Origin of the sequence: Glutamicibacter arilaitensis Re117 (assembly GCF_000197735.1) — a bacterium.
Classification (GTDB): domain Bacteria; phylum Actinomycetota; class Actinomycetes; order Actinomycetales; family Micrococcaceae; genus Glutamicibacter; species Glutamicibacter arilaitensis.
This window is the reverse complement of the sequence record NC_014550.1, coordinates 2,666,335-2,681,615: the sequence shown is the minus strand read 5'-3', so window position 1 is coordinate 2,681,615 and position 15,281 is coordinate 2,666,335. Positions and strand designations below refer to the sequence as shown.

Annotated in this window: 18 protein-coding genes and 1 tRNA gene; 12 read left to right on the top strand and 7 right to left on the bottom strand. The window is 56.9% G+C overall.

Going from position 1 to position 15,281, the window contains the following annotated elements; all coding sequences use genetic code 11:
* Nucleotides 1-6: 6 nt before the first annotated feature.
* Nucleotides 7-243 carry a hypothetical protein gene (locus tag AARI_RS19725; RefSeq protein ID WP_157867152.1) on the bottom strand — a complete coding sequence of 79 codons (237 nt, stop codon included), beginning with the start codon at nt 241-243 and terminating at the stop codon, nt 7-9.
* Between AARI_RS19725 and AARI_RS12860 the strand changes: the two genes are divergently transcribed.
* Both AARI_RS12860 and ygfZ read left to right on the top strand, forming a co-directional pair.
* On the top strand, nt 242-856 hold the full coding sequence (locus tag AARI_RS12860; RefSeq protein ID WP_013349713.1) for an FABP family protein: 615 nt from the start codon (nt 242-244) through the stop codon (nt 854-856). The two genes, AARI_RS19725 and AARI_RS12860, sit on opposite strands and share 2 nt — an antisense overlap.
* A 2-nt stretch (nt 857-858) precedes the next feature.
* Complete coding sequence (gene ygfZ / locus AARI_RS12855) at nt 859-1,941, top strand: CAF17-like 4Fe-4S cluster assembly/insertion protein YgfZ (RefSeq protein ID WP_013349712.1); 1,083 nt, start codon at nt 859-861, stop codon at nt 1,939-1,941.
* Nucleotides 1,942-2,015: 74 nt separating this feature from the next.
* Here ygfZ and AARI_RS12850 read toward each other — a convergent pair whose 3' ends face one another.
* The 4 genes from AARI_RS12850 to AARI_RS12835 all read right to left on the bottom strand — a co-directional run bounded on the left by AARI_RS12850 (nt 2,016) and on the right by AARI_RS12835 (nt 5,158).
* Entirely contained in the window at nt 2,016-3,044 is a 1,029-nt protein-coding gene (locus AARI_RS12850; RefSeq protein ID WP_013349711.1) for a 6-phosphofructokinase, read from the bottom strand.
* Nucleotides 3,045-3,300: 256 nt separating this feature from the next.
* Entirely contained in the window at nt 3,301-3,543 is a 243-nt protein-coding gene (locus AARI_RS12845) for a PspC domain-containing protein (protein WP_013349710.1), read from the bottom strand.
* 34 nt (nt 3,544-3,577) lie between these two features.
* Nucleotides 3,578-3,826, bottom strand: a complete 249-nt coding sequence (locus tag AARI_RS12840; RefSeq protein ID WP_013349709.1) for a hypothetical protein — start codon at nt 3,824-3,826, stop codon at nt 3,578-3,580.
* A gap of 12 nt (nt 3,827-3,838) precedes the next feature.
* Nucleotides 3,839-5,158, bottom strand: a complete 1,320-nt coding sequence (locus AARI_RS12835; protein WP_013349708.1) for a PspC domain-containing protein — start codon at nt 5,156-5,158, stop codon at nt 3,839-3,841.
* Between the two features lie 150 nt (nt 5,159-5,308).
* Between AARI_RS12835 and AARI_RS12830 the strand changes: the two genes are divergently transcribed.
* Both AARI_RS12830 and AARI_RS12825 read left to right on the top strand, forming a co-directional pair.
* Nucleotides 5,309-6,538, top strand: coding sequence for an ATP-binding protein (locus tag AARI_RS12830; RefSeq protein ID WP_013349707.1), 1,230 nt, complete (start codon nt 5,309-5,311; stop codon nt 6,536-6,538).
* Between the two features lie 4 nt (nt 6,539-6,542).
* On the top strand, nt 6,543-7,211 hold the full coding sequence (locus AARI_RS12825; RefSeq protein WP_013349706.1) for a LuxR C-terminal-related transcriptional regulator: 669 nt from the start codon (nt 6,543-6,545) through the stop codon (nt 7,209-7,211).
* Nucleotides 7,212-7,287: 76 nt separating this feature from the next.
* On the opposite strand, the gene AARI_RS12820 is transcribed toward AARI_RS12825, so the two are convergent.
* Nucleotides 7,288-8,487, bottom strand: coding sequence for a pyridoxal phosphate-dependent aminotransferase (locus AARI_RS12820; protein WP_013349705.1), 1,200 nt, complete (start codon nt 8,485-8,487; stop codon nt 7,288-7,290).
* 268 nt (nt 8,488-8,755) lie between these two features.
* On the opposite strand from AARI_RS12820, the gene AARI_RS12815 reads away from it, so the two are divergent.
* The 8 genes from AARI_RS12815 to AARI_RS12780 all read left to right on the top strand — a co-directional run bounded on the left by AARI_RS12815 (nt 8,756) and on the right by AARI_RS12780 (nt 14,330).
* A tRNA-Trp gene (locus AARI_RS12815) sits at nt 8,756-8,828 on the top strand.
* 114 nt (nt 8,829-8,942) lie between these two features.
* Nucleotides 8,943-9,191, top strand: a complete 249-nt coding sequence (secE, locus tag AARI_RS12810; RefSeq protein WP_013349704.1) for a preprotein translocase subunit SecE — start codon at nt 8,943-8,945, stop codon at nt 9,189-9,191.
* A gap of 72 nt (nt 9,192-9,263) precedes the next feature.
* Nucleotides 9,264-10,091, top strand: coding sequence for a transcription termination/antitermination protein NusG (gene nusG, locus AARI_RS12805; protein WP_013349703.1), 828 nt, complete (start codon nt 9,264-9,266; stop codon nt 10,089-10,091).
* A gap of 129 nt (nt 10,092-10,220) precedes the next feature.
* On the top strand, nt 10,221-10,652 hold the full coding sequence (gene rplK / locus AARI_RS12800) for a 50S ribosomal protein L11 (RefSeq protein WP_013349702.1): 432 nt from the start codon (nt 10,221-10,223) through the stop codon (nt 10,650-10,652).
* Nucleotides 10,653-10,787: 135 nt separating this feature from the next.
* Nucleotides 10,788-11,489 (top strand): 50S ribosomal protein L1, encoded by a 702-nt coding sequence (rplA, locus tag AARI_RS12795; RefSeq protein ID WP_013349701.1) that lies wholly within the window; start codon nt 10,788-10,790, stop codon nt 11,487-11,489.
* A gap of 555 nt (nt 11,490-12,044) precedes the next feature.
* Entirely contained in the window at nt 12,045-12,566 is a 522-nt protein-coding gene (gene rplJ / locus AARI_RS12790) for a 50S ribosomal protein L10 (RefSeq protein ID WP_013349700.1), read from the top strand.
* A 73-nt stretch (nt 12,567-12,639) separates the two neighbouring features.
* Nucleotides 12,640-13,014 carry a 50S ribosomal protein L7/L12 gene (rplL, locus tag AARI_RS12785; RefSeq protein ID WP_013349699.1) on the top strand — a complete coding sequence of 125 codons (375 nt, stop codon included), beginning with the start codon at nt 12,640-12,642 and terminating at the stop codon, nt 13,012-13,014.
* A gap of 209 nt (nt 13,015-13,223) precedes the next feature.
* The gene (locus AARI_RS12780; protein ID WP_157867150.1) at nt 13,224-14,330 is read left to right on the top strand and encodes an acyltransferase family protein; all 1,107 of its coding nucleotides are present in this window, start codon (nt 13,224-13,226) and stop codon (nt 14,328-14,330) included.
* Here the strand turns inward: AARI_RS12780 and AARI_RS12775 are convergent.
* A complete protein-coding gene (locus tag AARI_RS12775) occupies nt 14,284-14,781 on the bottom strand; it encodes an aminoacyl-tRNA deacylase (protein WP_013349697.1) in 498 nt (165 codons plus the stop codon). The two genes, AARI_RS12780 and AARI_RS12775, sit on opposite strands and share 47 nt — an antisense overlap.
* Between the last annotated feature and the right edge of the window lie 500 nt (nt 14,782-15,281).

Below are 15,281 nucleotides of genomic sequence, written 5' to 3'. Positions count from 1 at the left end.
GCTGCGTCACGAGTGTCGAAGTTCTCTTACCGCGCGCGCTAAGATGAAGCCATGAATGAAAATTACCTTGCAATCGAAATTTTCTTCCAGGCACTTGTAGTGATCGCCGGTATCGGAATGGCCGGGTTCGCAGGCTTGGTAGTGAAGCGTCTCTTCCAGGGCCAGAAGTAAAAACAGCGCACACAATAACGTGTGCGCTGTTTTCATTTCATCACTGACTAAATTTAGGAGCGAGTAGTCCATGGCTTTTGACCTCCCTACGGACCTCACCCCGGAACTTGTACCTTTCGCTTGGCTTATCGGCACCTGGGAAGGTGCTGGACGTCTTGGCGAGGGTGAAGCCGAGGACGAATTCTTCTGGCAGCAAGTCACCTTCCGTGACGTTGGTGGCCCATACCTCGAATACCGAAGCGAAGCTTGGCTCACCGAAGCCGATGGCACGAAGCTGCGCATCCTGGCTGTTGAAAACGGATTCTGGTCTTTGGACCGTGAACAGCAAGAAGCCGATGCAGGACCTGGCATGAAGCCCGGGGACATTTTCCCAGTGCTGCGTTCAGCCGATGATGTGCAGAAGCTGCACACCAAGGACGGGTTCAAGATCCAGGCGCATATTGTCCGCCCGGACGGCATCTCTGAACTGTATTACGGACTGATCGACGGACCGCGCATTCAGCTGGCGACCGAGAGCCTCTTGCGCAGCAAGAACGCTCAAGCATATGCCTCTTCCACCCGTATCTACGGATTGGTCAACGGCGAACTGTTCTGGCGTTGGGATGTTTCCAAGGGCAACATGGATCTGCAAGCTCACGCCTCGGCAGCGCTCAAGCGCGTCGCGGCAGAAGGTGCGGCGAAATAGCCATGACTGCTGGATACCGTTCGGTCCTGCTCGAACGCGCTGGTGCTGTGGAAGCTGGCGGTGTTGACGCTGGTGTTGCAGCTCATTATGGTGCTCCAACCCGCGAAGCCCGCAAGCTTGCTGAAGGCAAGGCCATCGCTGACCTGAGCCACTTCGACGTCGTTGAAATCCGTGGTGAAGACCGCCAGAGCTGGCTCGATACGCTCAGCAGCCAGCGCATTTCCACCTTGAAGCCGGGGCAGAGCACCCAGACGCTTCTGCTCTCGGTCCAGGGACGCATTGAGCATGAAATGAAGGTGCTGGCCACCGAGGACCGCCTGCTGCTGATTGCTGAACCCGGTGCCGGGGCGGGCCTGGTGCAGTTCTTGAACAGCATGCGCTTCATGCTGCGTGTTGAGGTTAATGACCTGAGTGCAACCCATGGCGTGCTGGCGGCAACCCGCACCATCGATACTGCCGGCTCCCTGATTTGGCAGAATCCTTGGCCGGGAATCAGCGAGGGCGGTTGGGCATACTCGCGTGAAGACCACCCGGGCAAGGAACGCGCATGGTTCATGCACATCATTGAGCTGGACAAGCTGTGCGAGGCTGTGGCCGAGGAAGAGCTGGCCGGCATGATGGCCGTCGAGGCTTTGCGCATCGCCGCGTGGGAACCACGCTTCGGTGCCGAGATCGATGACAAGACCATTCCTCATGAGCTGGACTGGCTGCGTACCGCCGTGCACATGGATAAGGGCTGCTACAAGGGCCAGGAAACTGTTGCCCGCGTGCACAATATCGGCCACCCGCCGCGCCGCATGGTGTTCTTGGATCTGGACGGTTCCATGCACACGCTGCCGGCAACCGGTGCTGAAGTGAAGCTGGGGGAGCGTACCGTTGGACGGATTACCTCCGCGACCTTGCACTACGAAGCCGGACCCATCGCGCTGGCAGTTATCAAGCGCAACGTCGACCCGGAAGCGGTCTTGACCATCGTGGATGGCGAAACCAACTACCCGGCCTCGCAAGAAGTCATTGTGGCTACCGACGCAGGACAGGTTGCCGGACGCTTTACCGGGTTCCTGAGAACCCCTCCACAGGGCTAAGAGGCAAAACCAAGGGCGTGGGTGCAACTGCTGATTACAGTATGTGCACCCACGCCCTTGGCATTCGTTTTGGCTTAGCCGAAGAGTACGGCAGCTTCCTCATAGCGTTCCATCGGGACACGCTTGAGGTTGTTCAGGGCCGCGCGCAGTGGCACGCGCAGCACCTTGGTGCCGTGCAATGCGACCATGGTGCCCCATGCCTGTTCGTTGACCGAATCAACGGCAGCCATGCCCAAGCGCGTGGCCAGCACGCGGTCGAACGCGGTAGGTACGCCACCGCGCTGGATGTGGCCCAGCACCGTCGCACGCGTTTCAATGCCGGTACGTTCTTCAATGATCGGGGCGAGCATTTCACCGATGCCGCCCAGGCGGGCACGCCCGAAAGTATCAACGCCACGAACGGAGAAGGCTTCTTCCATGCCTTCAGGCACAAAGCCTTCAGCAACAACTACCAATGGCGCACGTCCGCGCTCATGGGCTTCGTTGACCCACTGGCAGATCTGCTCCATGCTGGTGGAGACTTCTGGGATGAGCACCGCGTGGGCACCGGAAGCCATGCCCGCATGCAGGGCAATCCAGCCAACGTGGCGGCCCATTACCTCGGCCACCATGCAGCGGTGGTGCGAGTCGCCAGTGGTGCGCAGACGGTCAATGGCTTCTACGGCGATCTGGTTAGCGGTATCGAAACCGAACGTGTAATCGGTGGCGTCCAAGTCATTATCGATGGTCTTGGGAACGCCAACAATTGGCAGACCGGCTTCGCACAAGCGCTGAGCTCCAGCCAAGGTGCCTTCGCCGCCGATGGCAATCAGCGCGTCGATGCTGTTGGTCTTCAAGATATTGGCGATGTTCTCGGGCCCGCCAAGTTCCCCTTCAAAAGCGTTGGTGCGCGAGGTGCCCAGAATGGTGCCGCCCTGCTTGGCAATGCCCCGCACAGCGGTTCGGGGAAGGTCGAAGAAGTCGCCTTCCTTGACGCCGCGCCAGCCATCGCGAAAACCGACGAATTCGTAGTCGTAGCTTTTGATGCCGTTCAGTACCGCACCGCGGATAACAGCGTTCAGACCGGGGCAGTCGCCACCTGAGGTCATGATTCCAATGCGCATTGGCCCTCGCTTAGTAATAGGGAAAGCTTTGTGCGCCAGCTGGAGCGAGCGAGCCCCGTGGTCGTGCCGCGTCAACAAAGAGTTCCATTCGGATTTATTCAAGATCCGCGCGCCATTGAGCATCTACTCTGGGTGTCATTGTACGTGCTTAAAGCCACTAGGGCGAGTCTCAAGTCACTGTGTGTGCATGAGACTCGCCCTAGGGGAGATGAGCACGCTAGATGGTGTTCACCAGCAGGCAAGCTCGGAAAGGAATTTAGAATTTACGCAGCCATTTCTGCAAGATGATGGTGTCGTCCTGACCAGGAATGAGGATCCACGCCACGATATATGAGGCAATGCCCAAGACGGGAAGCAGAAAGGAAAGCAGCAGGGCAATACGCACCAAGGTGACGTCCCAGCCGAACTTGTCAGCGATGCCTCCGGCTACGCCGCCGGCCAAACGGCCAGGACCGCGGCGCAGGGGCATGGAACGAAGTGAATTGAAGAATGCGTCCATCAGGAACTCCTAAATGTTTGAAAGGCTATAAAGCTCAGAGGTTGGGATCGGTGGGAACCGGTGGTTCATCTTTGGATTTGCGGGACTTGCCAGCTGATGCCAGTCCGGAGAAGATCATGGCAACGCCGGCGAAAGCGACAATGGCAATGAGCAGCAACGGCATATCGAAGCTCCAGTGCAAAACCAGGCGGCTGAGCGATGCCAGGGCGACAACGATCAGAATCAGGCCGAAGACCAGTGTTCCGGTAGGGAACTTTTTGGCCGGTGTGGAAGAAGTATTCATCAAGCTCAGTCCTTAGAAACTCTCGGTGCTGCGGTTCAGTGCATCAGGAGCATCCACCGAAGTGGAGAACGAAGAAAACGCGCCGTCTACCTCAATGGTCAGCATAGGTGCATTCTCCGGCAGAGAAAGCGCATCCTGGGGAAGGTCCATCCCTGTCCCGGAAAGGAAGACCCCATCGCTCTCAATCGTTACCGGAACATTAGCCGGCAGCAGCAGTTCCATATTAGAAAATACCGAATCGATCTCTACCGTAGTTGGTTTGCTGATATTGCCTAGGTGGGTCAGGTCAACTGTCGAATTGCTGAACACTGCACTGTAGTGGCTGTCGCCATCGCTGGATGAGTGCACCAATCCGCGGCGCGAATCTCCAGCGGTGTTCGCTGCGAAGATCACGGCCAGCACCAGCAGGGGAATAGCCAGGCCCAGCAAACCGCCACTGGTCCGGCCAACAAGTGCGGCCAGGACAATGGCGACGCCAACAACCAGCAGGCCGCAGGCTAGTGCCACGGCCCAGCCTGAACCTGGCAATGCCACAATATTCAGGTAATCAGCCAGCAGGACTACAGCGATGACCAGTACGGTCAGCCCCACCACGGTGGTTGCCACCCAGCCTGGGATGGCGCGGCTGACCGGCTTGTCAACTGCCTTGGAATAGTAGGCCTTGGTGTAGGCGGGGTCCGGAGAATAACTGTTCTGGTATTGGCTTCCGGCGCCGGAATCACCTGAACTCATGGGGTACTCCTTAGTCGAGGCATCCGTGGTGGCAGATGCGAACCCTGCTGTGCTGGCCGTGGAACTGTAGGCCTGCTCTTCACGCCACGGATGTTCCAGCGCCGTGCTCTTGGGATCCTGCGCGGCAGGTGAGGCCGAATCGGTGCCAGGGGATGCTGGCTTGCGGTTTTGGTTCGGGCGGGCAAATCTGGTGTTCTTTCGGCTGAAAATGATGAACACGATGGCGGCGACAATGGCCAGTGGCCACAACACCGGTGCCAGCGAATCGAGGAACCATGGAGCGGGGAAGATGCCCAGCGCGAAAATCAGCACTGCGCCGGTCATGCCGCTGGTCCAGTTCCGATTGCCAGCACTTTCCAGATGGATCTTGCCTTCGGTATCCGGAAGCAAAGCCCACGCCAGACCGTAGAGGACCATGCCCAGTCCGCCCAGCACACCGAGCACCACGAAGATGCCCCGGATCAAAACGACATCTACCTTGAAATAGTCGGCAATACCGGTTGCTACGCCGCCGACCCACTGCGAGTCCTTGCGCGCCACTGGTGACTTGCGCAGCTGGTCATAGAAGCCGCGACCACGTTGAGAGCCTTCGTTGTTCATAGTTCAATTCTCTCTTGGCCAAGGGATCGCCCGCTATGAGGGGATACCCTGAACTTTCCCTAGGGGTGCCCCTAGAACCGGTGATCAACCGCGAAGAAACACGAAGAACATGTTTGACTTAGAACTATGGAAAGTCCTGAAAGACGTTTGATGGTGCGCAGCGGAAACCGGCTCATTGCCGGTGTCTGCGGTGGCCTCGCCGAGCACCTGAATATCCCTCTGGGATATGTCCGTCTGGGCTTTTTGGCGCTCACGGCACTGGGCGGTATCGGGATTCTCCTTTACGCCTGGCTGTGGGTGTTCGTACCCAGCGCTGAAGAAGCGCATGCTGATGAACTTCGTTCTTGGAGTACCCGGTCCCGCAGTCTTGCCGAAGAAATGAGTCGTGTCCAGCAAGGAATCTTCGGGTCGCGTGAAGGCTGGGAACGGAACTCGACTTGGCGAGAGACCCTGATCGGTGCCGGGCTGTGTGCGCTCGCCGTGCTCGCCTTCGGGCAGTGGGTTGGCTGGAACATTCGTTGGGAATTGATTTGGCCCTGCCTGGGGATCGTGGCTGGCATCGTGCTGGCCTGGATCCAGTTTGATGAGGGCATCACCGATCAGAAAAAGCGGCTTGCCTTGCCACTGCTCCTCCGCTTGGCCTTTGGGCTGGTGCTGGTCATCGGTGGACTGCTGGCGCTATTGAGCGCCGCTGTCGGGACCACCGATCTGCTGAGTGGACTATGGACGGCCTTTGCGATCATTGTCGGTGCCGTTGCGGTGCTGCTGCCTTGGGGTACCAGGTTATGGCGTGATTACATTGCTGAGCGCAGTTCACGCCAGGCAGCTGCCCAACGTGCAGATTTTGCCGCGCATCTGCATGACTCGGTGCTGCAGACCCTGGCGGTCATCCAGAAGCGTAGCGAAGACCCGGCCGCGGTCAGGGCCCTGGCCCGCGTCCAAGAGCGCGAACTGCGCCAATGGCTTTATGGCAACCAGGACCTTGATGATGAAGATGTCGTCGCGGAAATCCAGCACGAGGCCAGTCACATTGAACAGCTGCTATTGCGCGATGTGGAAGTTATTGCCGTGGGTAACGCGCAGGGTTTTTCCGGACAGCAAGCGCTGGTGGCCGCGAGCCGCGAGGCGATGATGAATGCGGCTAAGCATGCGCAAGGAAAGATTTCGGTCTTCATTGAATGCACGGCCGAGCAAGTCGAAGTATATGTGCGTGACCGTGGAGCCGGATTCGAAGTCAAGGACATACCCACGGACCGGCACGGGGTGCGCGAATCCATCATTGGCCGCATGGAGCGTGCCGGAGGCACCGCGCAGATCCGCAGCAAAGATACCGGAACCGAAGTGCAGCTGAGCATGCCGCGGAACATGGAGGAAGATTAGAATCATGAGCACAGAAAATCCCGTCAAGACCTACCGCGTAGTGCTGGTCGATGACCATGCTATTTTCCGTTCCGGGCTGCGTGCCGATTTAGCCCACGACATTGAGATTGCCGGGGAAGCTGGCACCGTGGAAGAAGCCATCAAGGTGATCCACGAACAGCAACCGGATGTGGTGCTCTTGGACGTGCACCTGCCCGGGGGTCGTGGCGGTGGCGGGGCAGAAGTGCTCAAGGGCTGCACGGGCCTGTTGGGAAGCACCCGGTTCTTAGCGTTGAGCGTGTCCGACGCGGCTCAGGACGTGGTGACGGTGATCCGCAGTGGGGCACGCGGGTATGTGACCAAGAGCATTTCCGGGGCTGAGATTTCTGATGCGGTGCGCCGTGTGGCCGGGGGAGACGCGGTGTTCTCCCCGCGTTTGGCCGGGTTCGTGCTCGATGCCTTTGGCAGCAGCACTCCGGTGGCGGAAATTGATGAAGAACTTGATTTGCTCTCGGACCGGGAATTGCAGGTAATGCGGCTGATTGCCCGCGGATACAGCTATAAGGAAGTGGCCAAGGAACTGTTCATTTCGGTGAAGACCGTTGAATCGCATGTCTCCAATGTGCTGCGCAAGCTCCAGCTTTCTAATCGCCATGAATTGACCCGTTGGGCAGTGGATCGCAAGATCCTCTGAGCCCCTCAGGTAGAAGCAAAGAAGCCGGGCAGTCCATCATCCTGGACTGCCCGGCTTCTTCAGCGTTGCTACTTGGTTACTTGGCTTCGCCCAGCAGCTTGGCCATGCGCGATACGCCTTCTGCGAGATCTGCATCGCCCAAGGCGTAGGACATGCGGATGTAGCCAGAAGGACCGAAGGCCTCACCAGGCACTACAGCAACTTCGGCCTGTTCCAGAATGAAAGCGGCCAGTTCTGCACTGGTGTTGTTCACTACGCCACGAATTTCCCGACCCAACAGGCCGCGGACATCCGAGTATGCGTAGAACGCGCCTTCAGGGGTTGGGCAGTGCAGGCCGTCAATTGCATTCAGCGACTCGACGATGGCCAGGCGGCGGCGGTTGAAAGCAACCTTCATTTCGTTCACCGCATCCAGTGGACCGGCCACTGCTGCTAGGGCCGCACGCTGGGAAACGTTGGAAACGTTGGACGTGGCGTGGGACTGCAGATTGGTTGCGGCCTTGATGACGTCGGCAGGACCGGCCATCCAACCCACGCGCCAACCGGTCATGGCGTAGGTCTTGGCCACGCCGTTGAGGATGACCACGCGGTCTTCAAGTTCTGGGACCAAAGTGGCGATGGAGCTGAAGGAAGCATCACCGTAGGTTAGATGCTCATAGATTTCGTCGGTCACTACCCACAGGCCCTTGGAAGCAGCCCACTGGCCGATCTGGCGAACCTGCTCCGGGGTGTAGACCGCACCGGTTGGATTCGACGGGGAGACGAACAGCAGCACCTTGGTGCGTTCGGTCAGTACCGACTCGAGTTGCTCGACGGTGACCTTGTAGCCCTGCTCGGGGCCGGCGAAGATCGAAACGGCTTTGCCGCCGGCAAGCTGGATGGCCTCCGGATAGGTGGTCCAGTACGGAGCCGGAACGATGACCTCGTCGCCTGGATCAAGCAGGGTTGCGAAAGTGTTGTACACCGCCTGCTTGCCGCCATTGGTCACCAGTACCTGGTTGGCCTTCAGCTCGTAGCCCGAATCGCGCAGAGTCTTTTCTGCGATTGCTTCGCGAAGCTCTGGCAGGCCGGCAGCAGGGGAGTAGCGGTGGTTCTTTGGATCCTGAGCCGCTTTGACTGCTGCTTCAACAATGTAGCCGGGGGTGGGGAAGTCGGGTTCACCGGCACCGAAACCGATGACTGGTCGACCTGCTGCTTTGAGTGCCTTCGCCTTGGCATCTACTGCGAGAGTCGCGGATTCGGAGATTGCGCCGATGCGGCGAGAAATGCGAGACATTAGGGATTCGTCCTGAGATCTATGGGGACAGCTGTTAGTTCCCAGTTTAGTTCGCGCGAGTGCACTTGAGCATCCCAAAAGTGAAAATGACACAATATGGTGCGAAACAGTGCCCAAGAGTGCGTTCTGCGCCACACCGGAGGTTGTCAGTTCGACAATTCCCATTTCGTTGCGTAAAGTTATTTCTCGTTGCCGAGACATCGGAACGGAGAAAGCAACTTGTTGGATCCGCTAAGATGTTCTAGGTGGGAGCAGTAAAAAGCTCCGAAGGGTAGTGGCGCAATTGGTAGCGCAGCGGTCTCCAAAACCGCAGGTTGCAGGTTCGAGTCCTGTCTGCCCTGCGCAGTAGCGATTTATCGCTTAGCGAATTATCTCATCACGGTGTGTTGCAGTCGAATAGACTATGGCACACCGTGATTGTTTCAACTGGCCAAATTTTTGAAACGAGGAAGAACATGACCGAATCTGCTCTGAGCTCAGGTAAGGGCGGACAGAAGTTGGGTTTCTTTGCCCGAATCTTCTTGTTCTTCCGTCAGGTAATCGCCGAACTTAAGAAGGTCGTCACACCGACCCGCAGCGAACTGGTGAATTACTTCCTGGTTGTTGTCGGCTTCGTGGTCGTGGTGATGCTGATCGTGACGGCCCTGGACTTTGTCTTCGGGCAAGGTTCGATCCTCCTGTTCACCAAGCAGGTCGAACAGTAATTTTGTTGCCTCGGAGGTATGATTACCCCGAGGCAATTTAGTGTCATTCAGTCAAAGAAAGCAGGAGCTGCAGTGTCCGACAAGGAACTCGAACCGCAGATTAATGACGAGGTCGAAAACGAGTTCGTTGAAGCCGCCGGCGATCAGGTTGAGCCAGCTGTTGAAGCTGACGTCGACCCAACCGAAGCACCAGCACAGGACGCTGAAGACGCTCAGGTAATCGAAGGCGAAGCCGACGAAACCGAAGCTGAAGCCGAGGACGCTGAAGACGCTGACGGCGAAGGCAACGTAGCCAAGCTCAAGGAAGAATTCCGCGCCAAGCTGCGTCGTCTTCCAGGTGACTGGTTTGTTATCCACACCTACGCTGGCTACGAAAACCGCGTGAAGGTCAACCTCGAGACTCGTATCCAGACCCAGGACATGGATGAATTCATCTTTGATATCCAGGTTCCAATGGAAGAGGTCGTCGAGGTCAAGAACACTCAGCGCAAGATCGTTCGCCGCGTGCGCATCCCGGGCTACGTCCTGGTTCGCATGGAGCTGACCGACGCTTCGTGGGGTGTTGTTCGACACACTCCAGGTGTTACCGGATTCGTTGGCAATGCCCACGATCCAAACCCATTGAGCCTTGATGAAGTGTTCTCCATGCTGGAACACACCATCGTTGACCCAGTAGAGCAGCCTTCGGCTTCGAAGCCAGGCCGTGCTCCAATTACTGAGGTCACCGTGGACTTCGAGGTTGGCGAATCGGTCATCGTGAACGACGGACCGTTCGAAACCATGCCGGCAACCATCTCGGAAATCAAGCTGGATGCCGCACAGCTGGTCGTACTGGTTTCGATCTTCGAACGCGAGACCCCAGTGACCTTGAACTTCAACCAGGTCACCAAGATCCAGTAGTATTAAGTCTTCGTGCTCCATATCGGTCGCTTATCGGTATGAGAGCGCGCTTGGCTGTCGCGCCACGATAGCCAGATCCCCGTGCCACGCTCCTGTGCCGCGGGAAACGCAAGAGTAGAAGGACCCGACATGGCCCCAAAGAAAAAGGTCACCGGACTCATCAAGCTGCAGATCCAGGCAGGTGCTGCTAACCCAGCTCCTCCAATCGGTCCAGCCCTTGGTCAGCACGGCGTCAACATCATGGAATTCTGCAAGGCTTACAACGCAGCGACCGAGTCGCAGCGCGGTAACGTTGTTCCAGTTGAGATCACCGTATACGAAGACCGTTCGTTCACTTTCATCACCAAGACTCCTCCTGCAGCTGAGCTGATCAAGAAGGCTGCTGGCATTGCAAAGGGTTCGGGTGTTCCACACACCGACAAGGTTGCAAACCTTACCTTGGCTCAGGTTGAAGAAATCGCCAGCACCAAGATGGCAGACCTGAACGCAAACGATCTGGCTGCTGCAGCTAAGATCATCGCCGGCACCGCCCGCTCCATGGGTGTGACCGTAGAAGGCTAATTCCGCCTTCCGCTATTCACCTGGTGAACAGCAACAAAGAATTTAAACTAAGGCGTTTCGATCCATTGGTCGATTCGCCCGTGGCAGGACCGGGCGCGGTCCATATGACCACGACTGCATAAGGAGATAACGCAGATGGCAAAGCGCAGCAAAGCATACGTAGCCGCCGCGGCTAAGATCGATGCCGACAAGTTCTACGCTCCAGCCGAGGCAATTGCCCTGGCTAAGGAGATCGCAGGCGACAAGGGTCACTCGACCGTTGAGGTTGCTTTCCGCTTGGGTGTTGACCCACGCAAGGCAGACCAGATGGTTCGCGGTACCGTAAACCTTCCACACGGTACCGGTAAGGTAGCTCGCGTGGTTGTATTCGCTAACGGCGACAAGGCAGAAGCAGCTCGTGAAGCTGGCGCCGACTTCGTTGGCTCGGACGACCTGATCGAAAAGATTCAGGGCGGCTGGACCGACTTCGACGCAGCAGTTGCAACCCCTGACCTCATGGGCAAGGTTGGCCGCTTGGGTAAGGTACTGGGTCCTCGTAACCTGATGCCAAACCCTAAGACCGGTACCGTAACCATGGATGTTGCTAAGGCTGTTAACGACATCAAGGGCGGCAAGATCGACTTCCGCGTTGACAAGCACTCGAACCTGCACTTCATCATTGGCAAGGTTTCGTTTGACGCTCAGCAGCTGACCGAGAACTACGCAGCTGCATTGGACGAGGTTCTGCGCCTGAAGCCTTCGGCTTCGAAGGGTCGCTACATCTCGAAGGCAACCATCGCTACTACCTTCGGTCCAGGTATCCCTGTTGACGCGAACGTAACCCGTGTTGAGGCCTAAGCCTAAAAGCTGACGAAGTTGAGGAGCATACCGATTATCGGTGTGCTCCTCAACCTTTTAAGCCACCTATCTTTGGAATTGCTCCGGTCGCTGAATACTTCCTGCGAGTTTCGTGCCAGCCGGCGCCCGGTGATAACCTTGGACTACCGAGAACCTCGGTCGTCCGCGTATGGATCCCCCAAGGCCCTACGCGGATGAGATATGAAAGTTTCCCCAAAGCTTTTGTATCGGCGGGACTTACTATCCGCGTTCCCCAAGCGTTGGTATCTGAGTCCCGCCACACTAATTTAATGCGTCTAGTGACCAGGATCATCGTTTTGCTTCCGGGCTTAATTTGCTGTGGGCTTGATGGCTCCTATAAACTAGAACTACCGAAGACCGTCGGTTGAACATTTGGTTTCCAGATGTTCCTAAAGATCCGCAAGGATGACCAACGCAGGTTACATAGATTTTTTGACTTGAATTAGTTGAAACGCCCTGTGCTCCTGCGCGGGGCTATTTTTATGGCCTCGCCGGTTTTGAAACGGTACCGAACAAATCCCCGGAAGGAGTGTTATGGCAACCCCAAGCAAGACTGCAGCGATTGAAGAAATCACTACGGAATTCAACGATTCGTCGGCGGCTGTCTTGACCGAATACCGTGGGCTTACCGTTGCACAGCTCAAGGATCTGCGCCGCTCGCTTGGTCAGGAGACCAAGTACGCAGTCGTAAAGAACACCTTGACCGCAATCGCAGCGAAGAACGCCGGCATCGATGCATTCGATGACCAGCTTTCTGGTCCAACCGCAATCGCCTTCATTAAGGGCGACGCAGTTGCTGCCGCTAAGAGCCTCACGGAATTCGCCAAGACTAACGACAAGCTGGTCATCAAGACCGGTTGGTTCGAAGGCAAGGCACTGGATCAGAGCGGCATCGCCGCTCTGGCTGCTCTGGAGTCCCGCGAAACTCAGCTCGCCCGCGTTGCAGCAGTGCTGCAGGCTCCAGCTTCGGCTGCTGCCCGCGCTGTCGAAGCTCTGCGTGCAAAGCTCGACGAGAACGGTGGCGCAGCCGCCGAGGAAGCTCCGGCAGAAGCCTAAGCTTTCGAGTTCTCTCGCAACGTAAACCCAAATTCATCGGCCCTCAAGGCCAAAAACCGAAAGGACGCCCACCATGGCGAAGCTCAGCAACGAAGAGCTGCTTTCCGCATTCAAGGAAATGACCATCATCGAGCTTTCCGAGTTCGTTAAGGAATTCGAAGAGACCTTCGACGTAACCGCTGCTGCTGTTGCAGTTGCTGGTCCAGCTGCAGGCGGCGAAGCTGCTGCTGAAGAGCAGACCGAATTCGACGTAGTACTCGAGTCGGCTGGCGACAAGAAGATCGCAGTTATCAAGGAAGTTCGCGCACTGACTTCCCTGGGCCTGAAGGAAGCTAAGGAGCTCGTTGACGCTGCTCCAAAGGCTCTGCTTGAGGGTGTTGCAAAGGACGCAGCCGAGAAGGCAAAGGAAGCTCTCGAAGCTGCCGGCGCAACCGTTTCGGTTAAGTAAGTTCCGCGGTCACTCGCAACTTATTGCTAAAGGTCCACAGACGAAAGTCTGTGGGCCTTTGGCCGTTAAACGGTATAAACCTTAGCAATTGTTTATAACGTTTCTATTAACAGGGTTCATTCAAGTTCATTGCATACAGTGAATATGTGTCAAAAACTGTAGCTACCCAGACCCACAAGCCAGCACCGCGGCTAGGACTCCTAGACGCTTTGCGAATTACAGCTGCGCTAATTGTCGTCCTATACCACTACACGGCATGGGGACATGAGCACTGGGGGACCAAGGCCGCAGAGTACTGGCCGGTCCTTTCGGAATTCACTCGCTACGGACAGCTCGGTGTCCCGTTATTCTTCCTGATCTCCGGCTTTGTCATTCTGATGTCCCTGCAGGGCAAAAACGTCATAGGTTTCATCGGCTCACGTGTAGGCCGGCTCTATCCGGCTTATTGGCTGGCGGTAATCGCCGCAGCAGTGATCTCGCTTCGCATCTGGCCCACCGGCAATGAAGGCCGCTCGGCCAGTGATATCCTGCCGAACCTGACCATGATGCAGGCGGGCTTCGGAGTAACGGATATGGACGGGGTCTACTGGACCCTCTGGGTGGAACTGCGCTTCTACATCTTGCTTGCGGTGCTGTTGGCCTTCGGTTTGGTGAAGAACAGGCACATTCTCTGGCTGGCGGGCATCTGGCCCGCACTAGGCCTCTATCTGCACTTCACCAACCTGGACTCGCTTCAGGAGTGGATCGCTGGTGAATATGCGGCCCTGTTCGCAGCTGGCATGGTGCTGTACCTGATCTACCAAAACGGACACAGTGCGCTTCGCTGGGCAATGGTTGCCGGCAATACTGCCATCGCCGCCTATTTCACCGGCATCAAGGGCCGCAAGGACGCGGACTTCCTTTCCGGTCTGGATATTCCGGCATGGCATTTCCAGCTGCTAGCAGTGTTGTGCGTCGTACTGCTCGCGGTGTGTACCCTGACCCCGCTGAAAAACGTCCAGGGCAAATGGCTAGCAGTGGCAGGCTCACTGACCTACCCGCTGTACCTGATCCACCAGCTATGGGGCTGGTGGCTGATCAACCAGCTGCACGACGTGGTCAACAAGTACGTTTTGCTGGCCGGGTTGATGGTGCTGATGCTCTTTGTTGCGTATCTGGTGGCCCGCTACGTTGAACAACCCTTTGGACTGCCACTGCGCAATGCGACCATCAACGGCTTGACCATGGCCCGGAGCTGGGCGAAGAAGGCCTTGGCCAAGCCGGAGCTGGCTATTCCGGAGTCGAAATATCAACAATCTTGGCATCAAATCCGCTAACCAGATCCTTAGCCCGAACCAGCAAGCCATGGGTGCGGTCCCCACTGCCCAAGCCGATATGTTCTGGGACCGGCTCATCAAAGACGGTGGCATCGATATAAACCGGCAGCACCGTATGCGAGCCGAAGGGCGTGATGGTTCCGGGTTCGTAGTGCGTGACATCCCATGCGATATCCGATGGCGGTAACGAAAGCTTGTTGACGCCAATCACCGTGCGCAGCTTGGCCCAATCAAGTTTCCGGCCGCCCGGGATCAGAGCGAAAACGAACGTATCGTCGGATTTCTTGATCACAAGGGTCTTGAGCAGGGCGGAGGCTGAGATGCCTAAAGCATCGGCAGCTTCTTCCAACGAGCTCACCTTCTCGCGCGGCACAATCTCAATCGGTACATTCCGGCGCGAAGCGTCCAGGGTAACTCGGGTGAGTGCTTCATCTGACTGCAGCTTGTTCACTTCTTCTCCTTAACCGTGGATGTTTGCTCGATCATAGCTAGTGGTCCTACAAGAAGCCACCAGACACACGTCGGCGCCAGGGCTTAACTCAGCTGGGGAGCAGGGAGCAATGACCGGCAGAAGCGGTTTAAAATTATTGCCAAAAAACCTTGAGCAGGTACCGAAGAGGCGCAAAAACTGGCGTTTTCCGCCTTGTTTGCACAGATGTGACAAAACACATATGTGCCACAGAAATTCGAAAAACGGACAGCGCATTGGCTGCGAGCTGAATTTCAATGATTTCCTCAGATCGCCGAAAACAAGGGGATCATTTGGGTAAATATGAATCAAAATCCGCGCAGGATTCGCTTGGGGGAGTTGCTAGAGCTCGGCAGTCAGAACGCAATGGTGCCCCGGGCGAAAGAGGGGGCGAAAACTATAGCACGAATTTCTGCACCGAGTATCGACAACCGGATTTTCCTCCGGTAGAGTAGAAATTTGCGCCTTGCTGTTTGCGCGCG